The sequence below is a fragment of the Streptomyces sp. NBC_00400 genome (assembly GCF_036048035.1).
In the GTDB taxonomy this organism is placed as follows: domain Bacteria; phylum Actinomycetota; class Actinomycetes; order Streptomycetales; family Streptomycetaceae; genus Streptomyces.
The window spans coordinates 4719355-4738573 of the sequence record NZ_CP107940.1; the positions used below are offsets into that span (position 1 = coordinate 4719355).

Annotated in this window: 15 protein-coding genes; 8 read left to right on the forward strand and 7 right to left on the reverse strand. The window is 72.0% G+C overall.

Annotated elements, in window-relative coordinates; translation table 11 throughout:
• Positions 1 to 7: 7 nt before the first annotated feature.
• The gene (locus OHS81_RS20710; RefSeq protein ID WP_328386171.1) at positions 8 to 1231 is read right to left on the reverse strand and encodes a class I SAM-dependent methyltransferase; all 1224 of its coding nucleotides are present in this window, start codon (positions 1229 to 1231) and stop codon (positions 8 to 10) included.
• Between the two features lie 724 nt (positions 1232 to 1955).
• A complete protein-coding gene (locus OHS81_RS20715; protein WP_328391296.1) occupies positions 1956 to 3314 on the reverse strand; it encodes an FtsW/RodA/SpoVE family cell cycle protein in 1359 nt (452 codons plus the stop codon).
• A gap of 567 nt (positions 3315 to 3881) precedes the next feature.
• Here OHS81_RS20715 and groES point away from each other — a divergent pair.
• Positions 3882 to 4190, forward strand: coding sequence for a co-chaperone GroES (groES, locus tag OHS81_RS20720; RefSeq protein WP_030089482.1), 309 nt, complete (start codon positions 3882 to 3884; stop codon positions 4188 to 4190).
• Positions 4191 to 4325: 135 nt separating this feature from the next.
• Positions 4326 to 5951, forward strand: a complete 1626-nt coding sequence (groL, locus tag OHS81_RS20725) for a chaperonin GroEL (protein WP_328391298.1) — start codon at positions 4326 to 4328, stop codon at positions 5949 to 5951.
• 171 nt (positions 5952 to 6122) lie between these two features.
• Here the strand turns inward: groL and OHS81_RS20730 are convergent, their stop codons facing one another.
• On the reverse strand, positions 6123 to 7109 hold the full coding sequence (locus tag OHS81_RS20730) for a hydroxyacid dehydrogenase (RefSeq protein WP_328391300.1): 987 nt from the start codon (positions 7107 to 7109) through the stop codon (positions 6123 to 6125).
• Between the two features lie 260 nt (positions 7110 to 7369).
• Here OHS81_RS20730 and OHS81_RS20735 point away from each other — a divergent pair, with 260 nt between their 5' ends.
• Positions 7370 to 9445 (forward strand): DUF2264 domain-containing protein, encoded by a 2076-nt coding sequence (locus OHS81_RS20735; protein WP_328386172.1) that lies wholly within the window; start codon positions 7370 to 7372, stop codon positions 9443 to 9445.
• A gap of 35 nt (positions 9446 to 9480) precedes the next feature.
• Here OHS81_RS20735 and OHS81_RS20740 read toward each other — a convergent pair whose 3' ends face one another.
• Both OHS81_RS20740 and OHS81_RS20745 read right to left on the reverse strand, forming a co-directional pair.
• Positions 9481 to 10254, reverse strand: a complete 774-nt coding sequence (locus OHS81_RS20740) for an SDR family NAD(P)-dependent oxidoreductase (RefSeq protein ID WP_328386173.1) — start codon at positions 10252 to 10254, stop codon at positions 9481 to 9483.
• A 221-nt stretch (positions 10255 to 10475) separates the two neighbouring features.
• A complete protein-coding gene (locus tag OHS81_RS20745) occupies positions 10476 to 11141 on the reverse strand; it encodes an MOSC domain-containing protein (RefSeq protein WP_328386174.1) in 666 nt (221 codons plus the stop codon).
• 177 nt (positions 11142 to 11318) lie between these two features.
• Here OHS81_RS20745 and OHS81_RS20750 point away from each other — a divergent pair, with 177 nt between their 5' ends.
• Positions 11319 to 12230 (forward strand): LysR family transcriptional regulator, encoded by a 912-nt coding sequence (locus OHS81_RS20750; RefSeq protein ID WP_328386175.1) that lies wholly within the window; start codon positions 11319 to 11321, stop codon positions 12228 to 12230.
• 79 nt (positions 12231 to 12309) lie between these two features.
• On the opposite strand, the gene OHS81_RS20755 is transcribed toward OHS81_RS20750, so the two are convergent.
• Positions 12310 to 12642, reverse strand: a complete 333-nt coding sequence (locus tag OHS81_RS20755) for a WhiB family transcriptional regulator (protein ID WP_088798371.1) — start codon at positions 12640 to 12642, stop codon at positions 12310 to 12312.
• 379 nt (positions 12643 to 13021) lie between these two features.
• Here OHS81_RS20755 and OHS81_RS20760 point away from each other — a divergent pair, with 379 nt between their 5' ends.
• The 4 genes from OHS81_RS20760 (at position 13022) to OHS81_RS20775 (ending at position 17411) form a co-directional block, all read left to right on the forward strand.
• On the forward strand, positions 13022 to 13633 hold the full coding sequence (locus OHS81_RS20760; protein ID WP_003948568.1) for a response regulator transcription factor: 612 nt from the start codon (positions 13022 to 13024) through the stop codon (positions 13631 to 13633).
• Positions 13634 to 13912: 279 nt separating this feature from the next.
• A complete protein-coding gene (locus OHS81_RS20765; protein ID WP_043264857.1) occupies positions 13913 to 14488 on the forward strand; it encodes a sigma-70 family RNA polymerase sigma factor in 576 nt (191 codons plus the stop codon).
• 139 nt (positions 14489 to 14627) lie between these two features.
• Positions 14628 to 16130 carry an IMP dehydrogenase gene (guaB, locus tag OHS81_RS20770; protein ID WP_030086061.1) on the forward strand — a complete coding sequence of 501 codons (1503 nt, stop codon included), beginning with the start codon at positions 14628 to 14630 and terminating at the stop codon, positions 16128 to 16130.
• Between the two features lie 153 nt (positions 16131 to 16283).
• The gene (locus tag OHS81_RS20775) at positions 16284 to 17411 is read left to right on the forward strand and encodes a GuaB3 family IMP dehydrogenase-related protein (protein ID WP_085925724.1); all 1128 of its coding nucleotides are present in this window, start codon (positions 16284 to 16286) and stop codon (positions 17409 to 17411) included.
• 510 nt (positions 17412 to 17921) lie between these two features.
• On the opposite strand, the gene OHS81_RS20780 is transcribed toward OHS81_RS20775, so the two are convergent.
• A complete protein-coding gene (locus OHS81_RS20780; RefSeq protein ID WP_328386176.1) occupies positions 17922 to 19169 on the reverse strand; it encodes a nucleotide sugar dehydrogenase in 1248 nt (415 codons plus the stop codon).
• Positions 19170 to 19219: the final 50 nt, after the last annotated feature.

Consider the following 19219-nt stretch of genomic DNA (forward strand, 5'->3'; position numbering starts at 1 on the left):
GCGCCGGTCAGCAGGCGTCCGCCGCCGGGTGCCCCAGCAGCATCGTCGGGGCGCCGGCGACCCGGGTCAGGAAGATCGTGCAGGAGTTGCGGCCGCCGCCGAGCTTCAGCTTCCTGCGCAGCTCCTCCGGCTCCACCGCCGAGCCGCGCTTCTTGATCACCGCGATGCCGACCTCGCGCTCCCGCAGCAGCGCCTTGAGCCTCTTCATATGGAACGGCAGCACATCGGTGATCGCGTAGGCGGTCGCGTAGGGCGTTTCGGTCAGTCGGTCCGCGGTCAGGTACGCGATCGTCGGATCGATCAGCCGCCCGCCGATCTGCCGGGCGACATCCGCGACCAGATGGGCGCGGATCACCGCCCCGTCCGGCTCGTACAGCCAGTCCCCGACCGGCCCCGGCTCGGGGTCCGGCAGCCCCGCGCCCAGCAGCGAGTCCCCGGCCGGGAGCAGCGTGGCCCGGCGGCCGCCGGGCGTGATGCGGCCCGCCCCGCACTCCGCCGCGTCCTCTGCCGCGCCGAACCACACCACGGCCTCCTTGACGTCGCCCCCGTCCGAGATCCACTCCGTCTCGGCGTCCTCGGGCAGCGCCTCGTGCGGCACCCCCGGCGCGATCTTCAACGCCGCGACGGGAGCCTTGCGGGCCGCCTCGATCGCCCATGACAGCGGCGGCGAGTACGCCTCGGGGTCGAAGATCCGGCCGCCCCTGGCTTTGCCGCGCCGCGCCGGATCCACGAACACCGCGTCATATCCCGCCGTGTCGACCTCCGTCACGTCCGCACAGCGCACCTCGATCAGCTCCGCGAGCCCCAGCGCCTCGGCGTTGGCCCGGGCCGCCGCACAGGCCAGCGGGTCACGGTCGACGGCCAGCACCCGGATCCCGGCCCGGGCCAGCGCGATCGCGTCACCGCCGATACCGCAGCACAGGTCCGCCAGCGTCCGCACGCCCAGCGCCGCGAGCCGCGCGGCGCGGTGGGCGGCGACCGTGGCCCGGGTGGACTGCTCCACGCCGTTCGGCGTGAAGTACATCCGGCCCGCGTCCGCCCCGAACTTCGCTGCCGCGCGCTGTCGCAGCCGCGCCTGCCCGAGCGCGGCGGAGACCAGCGACGCGGGGTGGTCACGGCGCAGCCGGGTGGCTGCCGCCAGCTCGTCCGACGGGGTGTGGTCCCGCAGCTCGGCCAGCAGCGATTGCCCCTCCGGGGCGAGGAGGCCGGCGAAAGCGTCTAGGTCGTTCACGGTGTCATTGTCCTCCCACGTTTTCGGCTTTCCCGCCGTGGGGGCTGCTCGCCGTTTCGCTGCGCTTTGCCTCGGCCCGTTTTCGGCTGTCCCTCCGTGGGGGTTTCTCGCCGTTTCGCCTGGCGGCGGGCGGGGTCCGCTGCGCGGGGCTGTGGGTGCGGTGACGGGCCTGCGGGGCAGGGGTGTGGGACTGCTTCGCTTTACGTCCCACACCCCTGCCCCTCCGGCCCGTCCCCTCCCGTGGGTGAGTAAGTGAACGTGGGTGGGGGCGGGCCACGGGCGTGGCCGTTTTCCCGTGCCGACGAGGTGCGCCGGACCACTCAGGTTCACCCCCACCGGCCTTTTCCCACCCTCCAGCGGGAGGTGACGGGCCGGAGCGGGTGGGGTGCCGGACGTAAAGCGAAGCAGTCCGGCACCCCACCCGCGCAGGCCCGTCACCGCACCCCGACAGCCCCGCGCAGCGGACCCCGCCCCGCGCAGCGGACCCCGCCCCGCGCAGCGGACCCGCCCCGCGCAGCGGACCCGCCCCGCGCAGCGGACCCGCCCCGCGCAGCGGACCCGCCCCGCGCAGCGGACCCGCCCCGCGCAGCGGACCCCGCCCGCCGCAGGCGCAACGGCGGGAAAGCCCAAAGCGGGGCGGAGGCAAAGCGCAGCGGATCGGCCCGCCGCCAGGCGCAACGGCGAGAAACCCCCACGGCGGGACAGCCGAAAACGTGGGAAAAGATCAAGCCGGCTCCCGCCGGCGCTGCGCATGGTCGCTGATCCGCAACAGCAAGGCCACCATGACCCAGTTCGCGACCAGGGAGGAGCCCCCCTTGGCGAGGAAGGGGAGGGCCTTGCCGGTCAGCGGGATGAGGCCGGTGACGCCGCCGGCGACGACGAAGACCTGGAGCAGGAGCGCTCCGGAGAGCCCGACCGCGAGGAGTTTGCCGAACGGGTCGCGGGCGGTCAGTGCCACCCGCAGCCCGCGCTGCGCCAGCAGCACGTACAGCATGATCACGACCATCACCCCGGCCAGCCCCATCTCCTCGCCGACGGTGGTGAGGATGAAGTCGCTGTTGCCGGCGAAGCCGACCAGCTCCGGGTGGCCCTGGCCGAGGCCGCTGCCCGAGATGCCGCCGCTGCCGAAGCTGAACAGCGACTGCGCGGCCTGCTCGGAGATCAGCCCCGGCGGTCGCTGCTTCTCCGGCAGGAAGATGTCCATCGGGTGCAGCCAGGCCATGATCCGGCCCTTGACGTGGGGTTCCGTGGAGCCGACGACCGTGGCGCCGACCGCGGCCATGGCCAGGCCGCAGAGCACCCAACTGGTGCGCTCGGTCGCCATGTACAGCATGATCACGAAGACGCCGAAGAAGATCAGCGAGGTGCCCAGGTCCCGTTCGAAGACCAGCACCAGCAGGCTGATCACCCAGATGGTGAAGATCGGTGCGAGCTGTCGCCCCGGGGGCAGTTGGACGCCCAGGACGCGGCGTCCGGCCAGTGCCAGGGCGTCGCGGTTGACGGTGAGATAGCCCGCGAAGAACACCGAGATCATGATCTTCACGAACTCGCCGGGCTGCAGCGACAGCGGCCCGAGCAGGATCCAGCGCTTGGCGCCGTACATATCGGCGCCGAAGAAGGCCGGGGCCATCAGCAGCACCAGCGCGACCACCATCGTCAGATAGATGTAGCGCTGCAGAATGCGGTGGTCGCGCAGCACCAGCAGGATCGCGATACACACCGCCACCCCGATCACCGTCCACACCAGCTGTCCGCTCGCCGCCTCGGCGATCTTCAGCCGGGGCGTCTGCGCATAGGTGATGTCCAAGCGGTGCAGCAGCACCAGGCCGAGCCCGGTCAGCAGCGTCGCCAGCGGCAGGATCAGCGGATCGGCGCGGGGCGCGAAGCGGCGCAGGACCAGGTGCGGGACCAGCGCCACGAAGAACATGCTGATGGCGAAGCCGGCCAGCCCGCCGGGCAGCCGTCCGGTCATCGACAGGCCGGTGCAGGCGTACCCGAAGTCCGCGATCAGCACGGCGAGGGCGAGCAGCCATGCCTCGGTCCGCCGGCGGTCCGGTGCCTGGGCCAGCGCGGCGAACGTCATGGTGCGCTCGGCGTCGCTCTCCCGCTGCCGGGCCGCACGGGGAACGCTGGTCTGTCCACGCACGGGTTTCCTCCGCCACTGATCGTCGAGGCCGCGGGCCGGCCGGGATGTGCCCGGTTCGTCGGTCGGCAGTCGGGGAGGTAGACGAGGCAGCCGGTGGCGTGGTTGCGAGGGAAGGGGAAGGTGTGTCCGATTTGATGAGAACGTGGCCGTGATTCGGCTTCTGTCCCGTCCCGGCCCCGCCCTGGTCCCCTCCCGGCCCCGCCCCGGTCCCGTCCTGATCCCGCCCCGGTCCCGCCGCGGAAGGCCTGGCCGGCCGGGGTGCGGCCCGTCGTCGGCCGCGGCTCGGGACGGTCCGTCAACCGGAACGGAGGCAAGCGCACCCCGCCGCGCTGGCACTCCGCTTGACCGAGTGCTAACCGCGTCATAGTCTCGGCGTTGGCACTCTCCAGTGGGGAGTGCCAGACACACAGCGACGGGCAGGTCCGGCACCCGCGACGACGGATCGACCTGGTCGCCACCTCAGACAGTTAACCCCGTGAGATCTCCGAAGGGGGAGGTCGGATCGTGACGACCACCAGCTCCAAGGTTGCCATCAAGCCGCTTGAGGACCGCATTGTGGTCCAGCCGCTCGACGCCGAGCAGACCACGGCCTCGGGCCTGGTCATTCCGGACACCGCCAAGGAGAAGCCCCAGGAGGGCGTCGTCCTGGCCGTGGGCCCGGGCCGTGTCGAGGACGGCAAGCGCGTCGAGCTCGACGTCAACGTCGGCGACGTCGTGCTCTACAGCAAGTACGGCGGCACCGAGGTGAAGTACAACAACGAGGACTACCTCGTTCTCTCGGCTCGCGACGTGCTCGCGATCGTCGAGAAGTAAGTCACCCAGTTTTGCCGTGATCTGCGCCCCTGGTTCCCGCGTCTAAACAACCCGGGGCAGGGGCGCAGTTCGTTTGAGCGACAGCGGTCCCCACGTCGTGGCCGAGGATCGCAATGAGAGGACTTGAAGCAACCCATGGCGAAGATCCTGAAGTTCGACGAGGACGCCCGTCGCGCCCTTGAGCGCGGCGTCAACAAGCTTGCCGACACGGTCAAGGTGACGATCGGCCCCAAGGGCCGCAACGTCGTCATCGACAAGAAGTTCGGCGCGCCCACGATCACCAACGACGGTGTCACCATCGCGCGTGAGGTCGAGGTCGACGACCCGTACGAGAACCTGGGCGCCCAGCTCGTCAAGGAGGTGGCGACCAAGACCAACGACATCGCGGGTGACGGCACCACCACCGCCACCGTGCTGGCCCAGGCGCTGGTCCGCGAGGGTCTGCGCAACGTCGCCGCCGGCGCCTCCCCGGCCGCCCTGAAGAAGGGCATCGACGCCGCCGTCAAGGCCGTCTCCGACGAGCTCCTGGCGACCGCCCGCCCGATCGACGACAAGACCGACATCGCCGCCGTGGCCGGCCTGTCCGCGCAGGACAAGCAGGTCGGCGAGCTCATCGCCGAGGCGATGGACAAGGTCGGCAAGGACGGTGTCATCACCGTCGAGGAGTCCAACACCTTCGGTCTGGAGCTGGACTTCACCGAGGGCATGGCCTTCGACAAGGGCTACCTGTCGCCGTACATGGTCACCGACCAGGAGCGGATGGAGGCCGTCCTCGAGGACCCGTACATCCTGATCCACCAGGGCAAGATCGCCTCGATCCAGGACCTGCTGCCGCTGCTGGAGAAGGTCATCCAGGCCGGTGCCTCCAAGCCGCTGCTGATCATCGCCGAGGACGTCGAGGGCGAGGCCCTGTCGACCCTGGTCGTCAACAAGATCCGTGGCACCTTCAACGCCGTGGCCGTCAAGGCCCCCGGCTTCGGTGACCGCCGCAAGGCCATGCTCGGCGACATCGCCACCCTCACCGGTGCGACCGTCATCGCCGAGGAGGTCGGCCTCAAGCTCGACCAGGCCGGTCTGGACGTGCTCGGCACCGCCCGCCGGGTGACCGTCACCAAGGACGACACCACCATCGTCGACGGTGGCGGCAACTCCGAGGACGTCACCGGTCGCGTCGCGCAGATCAAGGCCGAGATCGAGTCCACCGACTCCGACTGGGACCGCGAGAAGCTCCAGGAGCGCCTCGCCAAGCTCGCCGGTGGCGTGTGCGTCATCCGCGTGGGTGCGGCCACCGAGGTCGAGCTCAAGGAGAAGAAGCACCGTCTGGAGGACGCCATCTCCGCGACCCGCGCCGCGGTCGAGGAGGGCATCGTCTCCGGTGGTGGCTCCGCTCTGGTCCACGCCGCCAAGGTGCTGGAGGGCTCCCTCGGCAAGGAGGGCGACGAGGCCACCGGTGTCGCCGTCGTCCGCCGCGCCGTCGTCGAGCCGCTGCGCTGGATCGCGGAGAACGCCGGCCTCGAGGGCTACGTCATCACCGCGAAGGTCGCCGAGCAGGACAAGGGCAACGGCTTCAACGCCGCCACCGGCGAGTACGGCGACCTGGTCAAGGCCGGCGTCATCGACCCGGTGAAGGTCACCCGCTCCGCCCTGGAGAACGCCGCGTCGATCGCCTCGCTGCTGCTGACGACCGAGACCCTGGTCGTCGAGAAGCCCGCGGAGGACGACGCTGCCGAGGCCGGTCACGGCCACGGGCACGCGCACTGACGCACAGCGCCGGGCAGTTCGCTGCCTGACGTACGAGACCCGGTCCCTGCCGTGTGCGGGGGCCGGGTCTTCCGTTTGTGCGGGGCCGGGGCGTGCGTTTGCGCGGGGAGGAACCTCAGGGCCGGGCGGCCCTCCTTTTGGCCGTCGGGGCCGCTTTGGCCCGGGCGGCGGTCAGGCCGAATGGGGCAGCTGCTCCGGCCGTACGGGATCGGTGAACGGCCGTCCCTGGGCATAGCGTTCGAGCTCGTCCAGGGCGTGATCGGCCAGGCGGTGGAGTTCGGTGCCCAGTGACCCCGCCACGTGCGGGGTGAGCAGGACATTCGGCAGCTCGTACAACGGAGAGCCGGCGGCCGGGAGTTCGGGTTCGGTGACGTCGAGGACGGCGTGCAGACGGCCGGAGACCAGCTCGGGGAGCAGGGCCGCCCCGTCGACCAGCGAGCCGCGGGCGGTATTGACCAACGTCGCGCCGTCGGGCAGCAGGGCCAGTTCGCGGGCGCCCAGCAGATGGCGGGTGGCGGGCAGCTGGGGGGCGTGCACGGTGACGATGTCGCTGCCGGCGCAGAGGGCGTCGAGGGGGACCGGCCGTACGCCGAGCCGGGTGGCGTCGGCGTCGGTCACGTAGGGGTCGTGCAGCAGGACGTGCAGATCGAACGGGCGCAGCAGCTCGATGACGCGGCGGCCGGTACGGGAGGCGCCGATGACGCCGACGGTGCGGCGGTAGTTGCCGGCGGCGCCGAGTTCCCGGTGCCAGTCGTGGGCGGTGCGCAGGCCGCGGTAGCGGTGGGCGGCGTGCAGTACGCGTTTGTTGGCGAAGAGGATCGCGGCGAGGGTGTATTCGGCGACCGGGAGGGCGTTGGCGGCGGCGGCCGAGGCGACGGCGATACCGCGCTCCCAGCAGGCGTCGGTGAGGTGGTGTTTGACCGAGCCGGCGGCGTGCACGACGGCGCGCAGCCGCGGGGCCGCGTCCAGCACCGGGCCGGTGAGCCGCGGGGCGCCCCAGCAGGTGAGCAGCACCTCGGCGTCGGCGAGGGCGGCGGCGACCGCGGGGGTGGGGTCGGCCAGCTCGTGTGCGACGAGGTGGGGGTCGGTACGGGCGAGGACCGCGAGACGGGTGTGGTGGCGGGGGTCGAGGAGCCGTTCGGCGATGCCGGGGCCCATCGCCAGGAGCACCGTGGGCCGGTGCGCTGCGCCGGGCGTGCTCACTGCCTCTGCGGCCTGCCCGTTGTGGTGGTGTGCCGGTGGGGTCATGCGCTCTCCTCCTCCGTGTTCCCTGGACGTGCGGCGTTCGTTCGGCGTGCGGCGTGCCCTTGACGGGCGGCGTGCCCTTGACGGGCGGTCAGCCGCACCTGAAGGATTCCCGGCGGCCGGCCGTCTTCCGCCGTCCCGGCCGGCCGTCATCCTCCGCTCCAGGGGACGCCATGCCCGAGCACCCCCGCCATCGTCCCCACCCCCACCCCTTCCCGCTCCCGCCCGAGGACCGCCGCCGCAGTGCGTACACCGGCTGGACCCGCGCCCACTGGGAGGCGGTGGCCGACGGGCTGCTGCACGCCACCGCCCCCTACGCCTCCCCGCGCCACGGCCTGATCACCCTGCCGGGACCCCGCCCCAGCTCCTCAGGACCCCGCTCGGACGGCCTCGAAGGCTTCGCCCGTACGTTCCTGCTCGCCGCCCTCCGCGTCGCCGGCAGCAACGGACAGGACCCGCACGCCCACCTCTCCCGTTACGCCGAGGGCCTGGCAGCGGGCACCCGGCGTCCCACCGACGCACGGGAGCTGACGTCCGCGGACCCCGACTCCTGGCCGCGTATCGGCACCATCCGCCAGGCCCGTGTCGAAGCCGCCTCGCTCGCCCTCGGCCTGCGTCTGACCCGCCCCTGGCTGTGGGACACCCTCGACGAGGGGGTCCGCGCCCGCGTTGCCGACTGGCTGCTGCCCGCCCTCGGCCCGTCCCCCGTGGACAACAACTGGTGGCTCTTCGGCCTCACCGTCGGCGGCTTCCTGCGCGCGGCGGGCATCGAGACCGTCCGCGCGCAGGCCGCCATCGACCGCGCGCTGACCCGTATCGAGGACTGGTACCGCGGCGACGGCTGGTACGCGGACGGCGACAACCGCGCATTCGACCACTACAACGCCTGGGCGATGCACTTCTACCCGGTCCTGCACGCCCACCTCTGCGCCGACCGGACGCTCCTGGCCGCCTACGGAGCCCGCCTGCACGCCCAACTGGACGACTACACCCGCCTCTTCGACGCCAACGGCGCGCCCCTGCCGTTCGGCCGCTCCCTCACCTACCGCTTCGCCGCCACCGCCGCCCCGTGGCTGGGCGCTCTCACCGGCCACACCCCGCTCACCCCCGGCGCCACCCGCCGCCTCGCCTCCGGGACCCTGCGCCACTTCCTGGACCGGGGAGCCGTCACCCAAGACGGCCTGCTACCGCTCGGCTGGTACGGCCCCTACGTGCCGATGCTCCAGCACTACTCGGGTCCGGCCTCCCCCTACTGGGCGGCCAAGGGCTTCCTCGGCCTCCTGCTCCCCGCCGGCCACCCCGCCTGGACCGACCCCGAGGACCCTCTCCCCGCCGAAACCGCGGACACCGCCCGCCCCCTCGGCCCCACCGGTCTGCTCCTGCAGTCCACCGCCTCCGACGGCCTGGTCCGCCTCCACAACCACGGCAGCAACTCCACCGCCGCCGCCCCCGACCCCTACTACGCCCGCTTCGCCTACTCCACCCGCACCGGCCCGACCGCCGACGGCCGGATCCCGCCCGACGCCACCGCCCACGGCCGGCGCCTGTCTGACAGCCGGCCCCTGCGCGACAGCCGGCCCCTGCCCGGCGACCAGCCTCCGTCCGCCGACCGGCCCCCGCCTGAGGACCGGCCCCTGCCCGAAGGACGGCCCCTGCCCGTCGAACAGCCCCTGCCCGACAACCACTTCGGTCTGCTCCTCGGCGGCCGCCTCACCACCCGCGGCCCCGCCACCCCGCACACCACCGGCCCTGACCGGGCCTCCTCCACCCACACACCCCGCCACGCCGACGGCAGTGACCTCCCGGGCATCCGGATCCTGTCCGTCACCCTCGTCCACGGCCGCGCCGAACTCCGCGTGCACCTGGTCACCGGAGCCGCCCCCGGCACCCGCGTATGCCAGACGGGCTGGGCCACCACGCCCGACGGCCCCACCGCGCAACTCCACCCCGTCCACGGCTACGACACCCCGCCCTGCCGCACCCCGACGGGGAGCACCCTCATCGGCCCCGGCACCCGCACCGCCGTCCTGGAGGGCAGCACCGCCTCAGGCCCCGGGGGCACCCTCTTCGCAGCCCTGGCATCCCTGACGGGGGACCCGGATCCCGCCCCCGTACACACCCTGGCGACCACACACTTCACGGGCCACGGCATCCAGGTCACCTGGCACGACGGCACCCGTGCCCACCTGGCCCTGCCCCGCCCGCCCTCGGGAGAGGACGGGCGGGAGGGGCCGGGGCCCGGGAGCTGAGAGGCCGGCCCCGGCCCGCACGACGTCACACCGTGTCAGCGGGGCCCGTACTTCCGGCCCGTACGGGACGTCAGGCCGCCCAGCACGCCACGGGGCGCCAGCTTCACGGCGCCCATGAGCGCCTTGTACCGCGGGTCCGGAACGGAAAGGGACTTGCCCCGCGTCAGATCCTTCATCGCGGCGTCGACCAGCTTGTCCGCGTCCAGCCACATCCACCCGGGGATGTTGTCGGTGCCCATCCCGGCCCGCTGGTGGAACTCGGTCCGCACGAACCCCGGGCACAGCGCCATCAGCCGGACGCCGCTGCCCGCCAGATCCCGCGCGGCGCCCTGGGTGAACTGCACGACCCACGCCTTGCTCGCGCCGTAGGTGCCGCGCGGCACGAACGCCGCCACCGACGCCACATTGACCACCGCGCCCCGCCGGCGGTCCCGCATCCCGCGCACCGCGGCCGTGGTCAGCCGCAGCACCGCCTCGCAGTGCACCTTCAGCATCGTCAGCTCGTCGGCCATCGAGACCTCGAGGTATTCGCCCTTGTTGCCGAACCCGGCGTTGTTCACCAGCAGGTCCACCGGGTGCTTGGGGTCCGAGAGCCGCGCCTCGACGGCGGCGATGCCCTCCTCGGTGGCCAGATCGGCGCTCAGCACCTCGGCCTCGATGCCGTGCCGGTCGTGCAACTCGGTGGCCTGCTCGCGCAGTCGCTTCTCGTCGCGCGCGACCAGCACCACGCTGTGGCCGTCACTCGCGAGCCGCCGGGCGAACGCCGCCCCGATGCCCGCCGTCGCTCCCGTGATCAATGCAGTCGTCATACGGGCACGCTATCCGCCCGGGGCACGCCGCCCGGGCCCCTCCCCCCGGCGACGCGGCTCGCCCGCGCGGACGAGCAACCCGCCCTCCGGCAACCGGGCCGAAGGGCCCGCCGCTCCCGGCCCGCACGGCCCGCTGCCGCCCGGCGCCCCGAGCCCTGCTCCCGGCTCCTGCTCCCGGGACCCCGTCCTGCCCCCACGGCCACCCCGCACCGCCCCCGTGGTCAACCGCCCTGCCGCTCGACGTACTTCAGCGCCTTCCCCCGGGCCTCCTCCCCGAGCGCCCCACCCGCCTCGAGCAGCCGCGGCAGCAGCTCCCGCCGGATGGTCAGCGCCTGGAATGCCAGCCCGATCGTCACCGCGTGATCCGGGCGGTGCACCACCTCCACCGCGTCCCCCGCGCAGATCTCGCCCTCCTCGATCACCCGGAGGAACGCGCCGGGCACCGCGGCCTGGGTGAACCGTTTGGTCCAGCCGTGCTCGCCCATCCACCCGTGGAACGTACGGCAGGGGATCCGCGGTGCACTGACCTCCAGCAGCAGCCGCGGGCCGACCCGCCAGCGTTCGCCGATGAGGGCGCCGGTGACCTCGACGCCCGACGTGGTGAGGTTCTCCCCGAAGTACCCGTTGGCCAGCTCGCGGCCCAGCTCCCGCTCCCACCCGTCCAGGTCCTCGCGCGCGTAGGCGTACACGGCCTGGTCGTCGCCGCCGTGAAAGCGCAGGTCGACCACCGCGTCACCGGCCAGCCCGCTGCCCCCGGTGCCCCGGGGGCCGGGAGCGGTCACCCTCACCGGGCCGTCCACGGGCCTCTTGTCGATGCCCGTGCCGCTCTCGGCACTGGTGTGCTCGGACGGGGCGGGCCGTCCCACATTGACGGTCAGCAGCTTCATACGGTGCTCCGTTGCTCGATCGGCGTGGTGCAGGCGAAAGGAAAAGGAAAGGGAACGGGCCGCCGGGGGCGTCCCCTCCTCACGCATGCCCTCGGTCCGGGGCGGCGCCGGTCCACCCGTCCAAAAGCATGAACTCTTTTTTCCCCGGTCAATCCAAGACTCGCTTATGCTCGAAACATGATCGAGGCCCGTCATCTCCGCGTGCTGCGTGCCGTCGCCACGACCGGCTCCTTCTCCGCCGCCGCGCGCGAGCTGGGCTGCACCCAGCCGGCCGTCAGCCAGCAGATGAAGGCCCTGGAGCAGTCCGCGGGCACCCCGCTGCTGGTCCGGGCGGGCCGCGAGATGAGGCTGACCCAGGCGGGTGAGGCGCTCGTACGCCACGCCGTGGGCATCCTGGCCGGGCTCACCGCCGCCGAGGAGGAGATCGCGGCCATCGCGGGCCTGCGCGCGGGACGGGTGCGGCTGGTGTCCTTCCCCTCCGGCAGCTCGACGCTGGTGCCGACCGCCCTCGCGAAGATGCGCGCCGCCCACCCCGGTACCCGGGTCTCGCTGGTCGAAGCCGAGCCACCGCGCTCCATCGAGATGCTGCGCAACGGCGACTGCGAGATCGCGCTGGCCTTCCGCTACCCGGAGGTGCGCGGCGCGGACCCGGCGGCCGGGGCGGAGTGGGACGACCTGGTGGTCCGGCCGATCCTGGCGGACCGGCTGATCGGCCTGGTGCCGGACGGCCACCGGCTGGCGAAGGCGGGCACCGCGCGGTTCGCCGACCTGGCCGACGAGGCCTGGATCGCGGGCTGTCCCCGCTGCCGCAGGCATCTCGTGGAGGTCTGTGAGAGTGCGGGCTTCACCCCGCGCATCGATTTCGCGACGGACGACTACCCGGCGGTGATCGGCCTGGTCGGCGCGGGCCTGGGGGTCGCCGCGCTGCCGGAGCTCACCCTGGAGTCGGTACGCCCCAAGGGGGCCACGGCGATACGGATGGAGCCCGCCGTGCACCGCGAGATCGTCGCGCTCACGCTGCCGGATCTGGCGAAGGTCCCCGCCGTCGGGGCGACCCTTGACCGGCTGGCGGATGCCGCGGGGCGCTGAGGGAACCGAGCGCGCCCCGCCCGGTCGTCGCCGCCGGGCATGCAGAAACGTTTCTTCAGGGACGGTGCGTTCCTGAAGGTCAGGCGCCGGAGACGCCCGCGGGGCCGGTCATGGAGGACGCGGGGACCAGCCGGTGGCGGGCCCGGCCCATCAGTTCCTCGCGTTCGTCCTCCGTCAGGCCGCCCCACACCCCGTAGGGCTCACGGACGGCCAGCGCATGCGCCGCGCACTCGGCCCGTACCGGGCAGCGCATGCAGACCTCCTTCGCCGATGTCTCACGCGCGCTGCGGGCCGCTCCGCGTTCACCCTCGGGATGGAAGAAGAGGGAGCTGTCCACGCCGCGGCAGGCGGCGAGCAGCTGCCAGTCCCAGAGGTCTGCGTTCGGGCCCGGGAGGCGGGAGAAATCTGCCATTGCTTGTCCCCTCGAAGCGGTGCTGATTCGGCCTCGGTGCTCACGACGGTACATCTACTGTCGAAGTAGATGTAAATATGACTCATTGCGAATCTAGTCATAGTCACCATGAAAATGGAAGAAAGAGAGCCAAATAGGGCATAGGGTGCACGCGCGGATGCCGGTCGCCCGATGAGTCGTCTGCGTATCCGGCTCCTTACGGAGCGTGCTGAACTCGGTCGCCGAAGCCGTAACTCTTTCGGGTGACCGTCGTTGAGAGTGCGGAGGCGATTGGCAGAGGTAGCCGTCGGGCAGATGTCCGAGGCCGCCAATCGCACAGGTGACGATACGTACCAGCCTGGAGGCTCAAGGTGACGCGCATCAGCTGCGGAGGGCGGTCATGACATCCGTCCTCGTCTGCGACGACTCCCCGCTTGCCCGAGAGGCGCTCCGTCGGGCGGTGGCAACCGTGCCCGGCGTCGAGCGTGTGACGACCGCGGCCAACGGCGAGGAAGTCCTCCGCCGCTGGGGTGCCGATCGCTCGGATCTGATTTTGATGGACGTACGGATGCCCGGTCTCGGCGGTGTCGAGACCGTGCGCCGACTGCTGTCCGCCGACCCCGGCGCCCGGATCATCATGCTCACGGTGGCCGAGGACCTGGACGGTGTCGCGCTCGCGGTCGCCGCCGGCGCCCGCGGCTATCTGCACAAGGACGCCTCGCGCGCCGAGCTGCGGGCGACGGTGACCCAGGCGCTCGCCGACCCGACGTGGCGGCTCGCCCCGCGCCGGCTGCGGTCCGCCGAGATGGGTGCCGCGCCGACGCTGACCGCGCGCGAGATCCAGGTGCTGGAGGGCATGAGCCACGGCCGCTCGAACGCCGAGATCGGCCGTGAGCTGTTCCTGTCGGAGGACACCGTCAAGACCCACGCGCGGCGCCTTTTCAAGAAACTCGGCGCCTCCGACCGGGCGCATGCGGTGGCGCTGGGCTTCCGCTGGGGACTGGTCCGCTAAGGCGTTGTGACGTGCAGCGATGCGGGGGAGTGAAGATCCCCGCCCGCCCTGCGGCGGGCGGGGCCGTGGGATGCCCCGCAGGCCGCCGCGTCCTGTGGCGGTCCGATTCCCCGCGCGGTGCCGCATCCTTGAGGTATGGAGTTCCTCGGGGACGGGTCGGTCGGGCACGAGGGGAGGGCGCAGGACATGACAGCCGGCGCACCTGCCGCGCATAACGCTTCGGCGCACAAGTTCGGACCTGATGCCGCGGATCGTGCGGCGCCAAGGCACCATGGTCCGATGCGTGATGACGGGAAGCAGGAAATCGGCGCTCTCGTCGCACGTGCCGTCGAGGGTGACCAGCGGGCCACCCACGATCTGCTGGCTCATGTGCACCCCCTCGCCCTGCGCTACTGCCGCACCCGGCTGTCGAGGCTGCCGGGTGACGCACGGCACTTCGTCGAGGACCTGGCGCAGGAAGTCTGTGTCGCGGTGCTCTGCGCACTGCCGCGCTACCGCGACACCGGCAAGCCCTTCGAGGCGTTCGTCTTCGCCATCGCCGGCCACAAGGTCGCCGATCTGCAGCGCGCCGCGATGCGGCATCCGGGCAGCACGGCCGTGCCGTCCGACGAGATGCCCGAGCAGCCGGACGACTCCCTCGGCCCCGAGGAGCGGGCGCTGCTGAGCAGCGACGCCGAGTGGGCCAAGAAGCTGCTGGCGAATCTTCCGGAGAACCAGCGAGAGCTGGTCCTGCTGCGGGTCGCCGTCGGGCTGACGGCCGAGGAGACCGGGCAGATGCTGGGGATGTCGCCCGGTGCGGTGCGGGTCGCCCAGCACCGGGCGCTGAGCAGGCTGCGGGCGCTCGCCGAGCAGTAGCAGATCCCCGCTGTCCACGGCGGAATATCGCCGTAGAAATACACAAGTGACAAGGCCCTCATCGCTCGTGGATTGGGACACTTCCTTAGGCCGTTAGCATGGGAGTCCGCGCTGAGGCAAGAGCATTGGGGAAGGTGTCATGAGTGACAACGTCGACGGTATGCCCGCCAAATTCGCCATGCTCGGGCTGACATACGACGACGTGCTGCTGCTGCCCGGCGCGTCGGAGGTGCTGCCCAACGCGGTGAGCACCGCTTCCCGGGTCTCGCGCAACGTCGCGGTGAACATCCCGCTGCTGTCCGCGGCGATGGACAAGGTCACCGAGGCCCGGATGGCCATCGCCATGGCCCGGCAGGGTGGCGCGGGCGTCCTGCACCGCAACCTGTCCATCGAGGACCAGGCCAACCAGGTCGACCTGGTCAAGCGCTCCGAGTCCGGCATGGTCACCGACCCGATCACGGTCCGCCCGGACGCCTCGCTCGCCGACGCCGATGCGCTGTGCGCCAAGTTCCGTATCAGCGGGGTGCCGGTCACCGATGCCGCGGGCAAGCTGCTGGGCATCGTGACCAACCGCGACATGGCCTTCGAGATGGACCGCAGCCGTCAGGTCCGCGAGGTCATGACGCCGATGCCGCTGGTCACCGGCAAGGTCGGCATCTCCGGTGAGGACGCCATCGAGCTGCTGCGCCGCCACAAGATCGAGAAGCTGCCGCTGGTCGACGACGCGGGCGTGCTCAAGGGCCTGATCACGGTCAAGGACTTCGTCAAGGCCGAGAAGTACCCGAACGCCGCCAAGGACGCCGAGGGCCGGCTGGTCGTCGGTGCGGCGGTGGGCGTCGGCGACGCGGCGTACGACCGGGCGCAGGCGCTGGTCGAGGCCGGTGCCGACTTCCTCGTCATCGACAGTGCGCACGGCCACAGCCGCGGCATCCTCGACATGATCGCCAAGGTCAAGTCCAACATCAACGTCGATGTCGTCGGCGGCAATGTCGCCACCCGTGACGGCGCCCAGGCGCTGATCGACGCGGGCGCGGACGGCATCAAGGTCGGCGTCGGCCCCGGCTCCATCTGCACCACCCGCGTCGTCGCCGGCGTCGGCGTGCCGCAGGTCACCGCGATCTACGAAGCGGCGAAGGCCGCGAACGCCGCGGGCGTGCCGCTGATCGGCGACGGCGGCCTGCAGTTCTCCGGCGACATCGCCAAGGCCATCGCGGCCGGTGCGGACACCGTCATGCTGGGCTCGCTGCTGGCCGGCTGCGAGGAGTCGCCCGGCGAGATGGTCTTCATCAACGGCAAGCAGTTCAAGTCGTACCGCGGCATGGGCTCGCTCGGCGCGATGCAGTCCCGCGGCCAGGGCCGCTCCTTCTCCAAGGACCGCTACTTCCAGGACAACGTGCTCTCCGAGGACAAGCTGGTCCCCGAGGGCATCGAGGGTCAGGTGCCCTACCGCGGCCCGCTCTCCTCGGTCGCCCACCAGCTCGTCGGCGGCCTGCGCGCCTCCATGGGGTACGTCGGCTCCGCCGACATCCCCGAGCTCAAGGAGAAGGGCCACTTCGTCCGCATCACCTCCGCGGGCCTCAAGGAGAGCCACCCGCACGACATCCAGATGACCACCGAGGCGCCGAACTACTCCCGTCGCTGAGATCCCGGCGAGGGGGTCGGATGACTGCTGAGGCGCGTCACTACACACGTCGCTAGCACGGCCCTACCGTGAAGCCCGCGGCCGCTCCCCGGCCGCGGGCTTCGGTGTGTCGGGGATACTGGAGCCGCAGACGTAGAGGGAAAGGCCACACACGTGACTGAGATCGAGATCGGGCGCGGCAAGCGCGGCCGCCGGGCATACGCATTCGACGACATCGCCGTCGTACCCAGTCGCCGCACCCGCGACCCGAAGGAGGTCTCGATCGCCTGGCAGATCGACGCCTACCGCTTCGAGCTGCCGTTCCTGGCCGCTCCCATGGACTCGGTGGTCTCCCCGCAGACCGCGATCCGCATCGGTGAGCTGGGCGGCCTGGGCGTCCTCAACCTCGAAGGCCTCTGGACCCGGTACGAGGACCCGGAGCCGCTGCTCGCCGAGATCGCGGAGCTGGACGGCCCCACGGCCACCAAGCGGCTCCAGGAGATCTACGCCGCGCCGATCAAGGAAGAGCTGATCGGGCAGCGGATCAAGGAGGTGCGGGACGCCGGTGTGGTGACCGCCGCCGCGCTGTCGCCGCAGCGTACGGCGCAGTTCTCCAAGGCCGTCGTGGACGCCGGCGTCGACATCTTCGTGATCCGCGGGACCACCGTCTCCGCCGAGCACGTCTCCTCCGCGGCCGAGCCGCTGAACCTCAAGCAGTTCATCTACGAGCTGGACGTCCCGGTCATCGTCGGCGGCTGCGCCACGTACACCGCGGCCCTGCACCTGATGCGGACCGGCGCGGCCGGCGTGCTCGTCGGCTTCGGCGGCGGCGCCGCGCACACCACGCGCAACGTCCTCGGCATCCAGGTCCCGATGGCCACCGCGGTCGCCGATGTCGCGGCCGCGCGCCGTGACTACATGGACGAGTCCGGCGGCCGTTACGTCCACGTCATCGCCGACGGCGGTGTGGGCTGGTCCGGCGACCTCCCCAAGGCGATCGCCTGCGGCGCCGACGCCGTGATGATGGGCTCCCCGCTCGCCCGCGCCACGGACGCGCCCGGGCGCGGCCACCACTGGGGCATGGAAGCGGTGCACGAGGACGTGCCGCGCGGCAAGCGGATGGACCTCGGTGCGGTCGGCACGACGGAGGAGGTGCTGTTGGGGCCGTCCACCGTTCCCGACGGCTCGATGAACTTCTTCGGGGCGCTGCGCCGGGCGATGGCGACGACCGGGTACTCGGAGCTGAAGGAATTCCAGCGGGTCGAGGTGACGGTGGCGCCGTCTCAGCACGACAACCGCTAGGTTCCGCCCGTGGCGGCTTTTCCCACGTTGTCGGGTGGCCCCGACGTGGGTTTCCCGCCTTCGGCGGGGGTGGGTGTGTGGGGTGGGGTCCCGGCTGTTGTGGTGGGTGGCGGGTTCGGGGCCTCCGGGGTGGGTGTTCGGACTGCTTCGCTTTACGTCCGAACACCCACCCCTCCGGCCCCGCCCCCTCCCGCCGGTTGTGGGGCTCCACCCCGGTGGGGGAGCAGGAAAAGACAAAGACCAGTAGCCGGGCCCGCACCACGATGCGGGCCCGGCTACTGGTTTTTGAAGACGTTCACCCCCACCGGGCGGGGGTCGCCTCGCCGGGCGGGAGGTGGTGGGCCGGAGGGGTGGGTGTGTGGACGTAAAGCGAAGCAGTCCGCACACCCACCCCGGAGGCCCGCCACCGGCACCCACCACGAACAGCAAGCGGCCCCCGCCCAAACCCCACCCACCCCGCCGGAGGCGACCCACCCCCGCCGGAGGCGAGCCGCAGACGGCGATGGGCGGCTACAACCGATGGGCGGCCCCCGTCGGAGTCGCCCCGCGAGTATCCAGCAGCAACTGCGCCTTCACCGCCAGCCCCTGAAGGTCATACGTCCGGTGCGCCTGCACCAGCACCGTCAGGTCCGCGGCGGCCGCGGCTTCGTACAGGGAGTCGGCCCTGGGCACGGGCCGACCTTGCACGGACCACTGGGGGACGTACGGATCGTGGTACGTCAGGTGCGCGCCGAGTTCCATCAGGCGGGAGGCGATCTCGCGGGACGGCGAGCCCGCCTGGTCGGCGATGTCCGGCTTGTAGGTGACGCCGAGGAGCAGTACCCGGGCGCCCCGGGCGGACTTGCCGTGTTCGTTGAGGAGGGTGGCGCAGCGCTGGATGACGTAGCGCGGCATCCGGCCGTTCACCTCCTGGGCGAGTTCGACCATGCGCAGCGGGTGGCCGAGGGAACGGCCGGTGCCGGCGAGGTGGTTGGGGTCGACGGGGGCGGCGTGGCCGCCCACGCCGGGGCCGGGGCGGAAGGACTGGAAGCCGAACGGCTTGGTTTCCGCGCAGCGGATGACGTCCCACAGGTCGACGCCGATGTCGTGGCAGAAGACCGCCATCTCGTTCATCAGGGCGATGTTGATGTGGCGGTAGTTGGTTTCCAGGAGCTTGGCGGTTTCGGCCTCGCGGGGGCCGCGGGCGCGGACGACCTTGTCGGTGAGGCGGCTGTAGAAGGCGGCGGCGGCCTCCGTGCAGGCGGGGGTGAGGCCGCCGATGACCTTGGGCGTGTTGGCGTACCGGTGGGTGCGGTTGCCGGGGTCGTGGCGGCCGGGGGAGCAGGCGAGGTGGAAGTCGCGGCCGGCGGTGAGGCCCGAGCCCTTCTCCAGGAGGGGGCGCAGGAATTCCTCCGTGGTGCCCGGGTAGGCGGTGGATTCGAGGATCACCGTGGTGTGCGGGCGCAGCTGTGCGGCCAGAGTGCGGGCGGCGTCGGCGAGGGCGGTGAGGTCCAGTGCGCGGTCCTCGCCGAGCGGCGTGGGCGCGCAGAGGACCGCGGTACGGACCCGGCCCAGGGCGGTGGGATCGGTGGTGGTGCGGAAACCGGCGGAGAGCAGGCGGCGGAGTTCGGTGGCGGACAGCGGCCCGTCGGCGCCGGAGAGGGCGGCGGTGTGCGGGTCGGGGTCGTATCCGATGGTGCCGATGCCGGCGGTGGTGGCGGCCTGGGCGAGGGGGAGGCCGAGGTGACCGAGTCCGATGACGGCGAGGTCTGCGGGCATGCTGCGGCCGTCCTTCCCGAGCGACTGCGAATGAACGTGGGCGCATGACG

Coding starts and splice junctions, on each gene's coding strand:
- OHS81_RS20715 (WP_328391296.1), bottom strand. CDS start 3,314: ATGACGTTCGCCGCGCTGGCCCAGGCACCGGACCGCCGGCGGACCGAG.
- groL (WP_328391298.1), top strand. CDS start 4,326: ATGGCGAAGATCCTGAAGTTCGACGAGGACGCCCGTCGCGCCCTTGAG.
- OHS81_RS20730 (WP_328391300.1), bottom strand. CDS start 7,109: ATGGGCCCCGGCATCGCCGAACGGCTCCTCGACCCCCGCCACCACACC.
- OHS81_RS20735 (WP_328386172.1), top strand. CDS start 7,370: ATGCCCGAGCACCCCCGCCATCGTCCCCACCCCCACCCCTTCCCGCTC.
- OHS81_RS20740 (WP_328386173.1), bottom strand. CDS start 10,254: ATGACGACTGCATTGATCACGGGAGCGACGGCGGGCATCGGGGCGGCG.
- OHS81_RS20745 (WP_328386174.1), bottom strand. CDS start 11,141: ATGAAGCTGCTGACCGTCAATGTGGGACGGCCCGCCCCGTCCGAGCAC.
- OHS81_RS20750 (WP_328386175.1), top strand. CDS start 11,319: ATGATCGAGGCCCGTCATCTCCGCGTGCTGCGTGCCGTCGCCACGACC.
- OHS81_RS20755 (WP_088798371.1), bottom strand. CDS start 12,642: ATGGCAGATTTCTCCCGCCTCCCGGGCCCGAACGCAGACCTCTGGGAC.
- OHS81_RS20760 (WP_003948568.1), top strand. CDS start 13,022: ATGACATCCGTCCTCGTCTGCGACGACTCCCCGCTTGCCCGAGAGGCG.
- OHS81_RS20765 (WP_043264857.1), top strand. CDS start 13,913: ATGCGTGATGACGGGAAGCAGGAAATCGGCGCTCTCGTCGCACGTGCC.
- guaB (WP_030086061.1), top strand. CDS start 14,628: ATGAGTGACAACGTCGACGGTATGCCCGCCAAATTCGCCATGCTCGGG.
- OHS81_RS20780 (WP_328386176.1), bottom strand. CDS start 19,169: ATGCCCGCAGACCTCGCCGTCATCGGACTCGGTCACCTCGGCCTCCCC.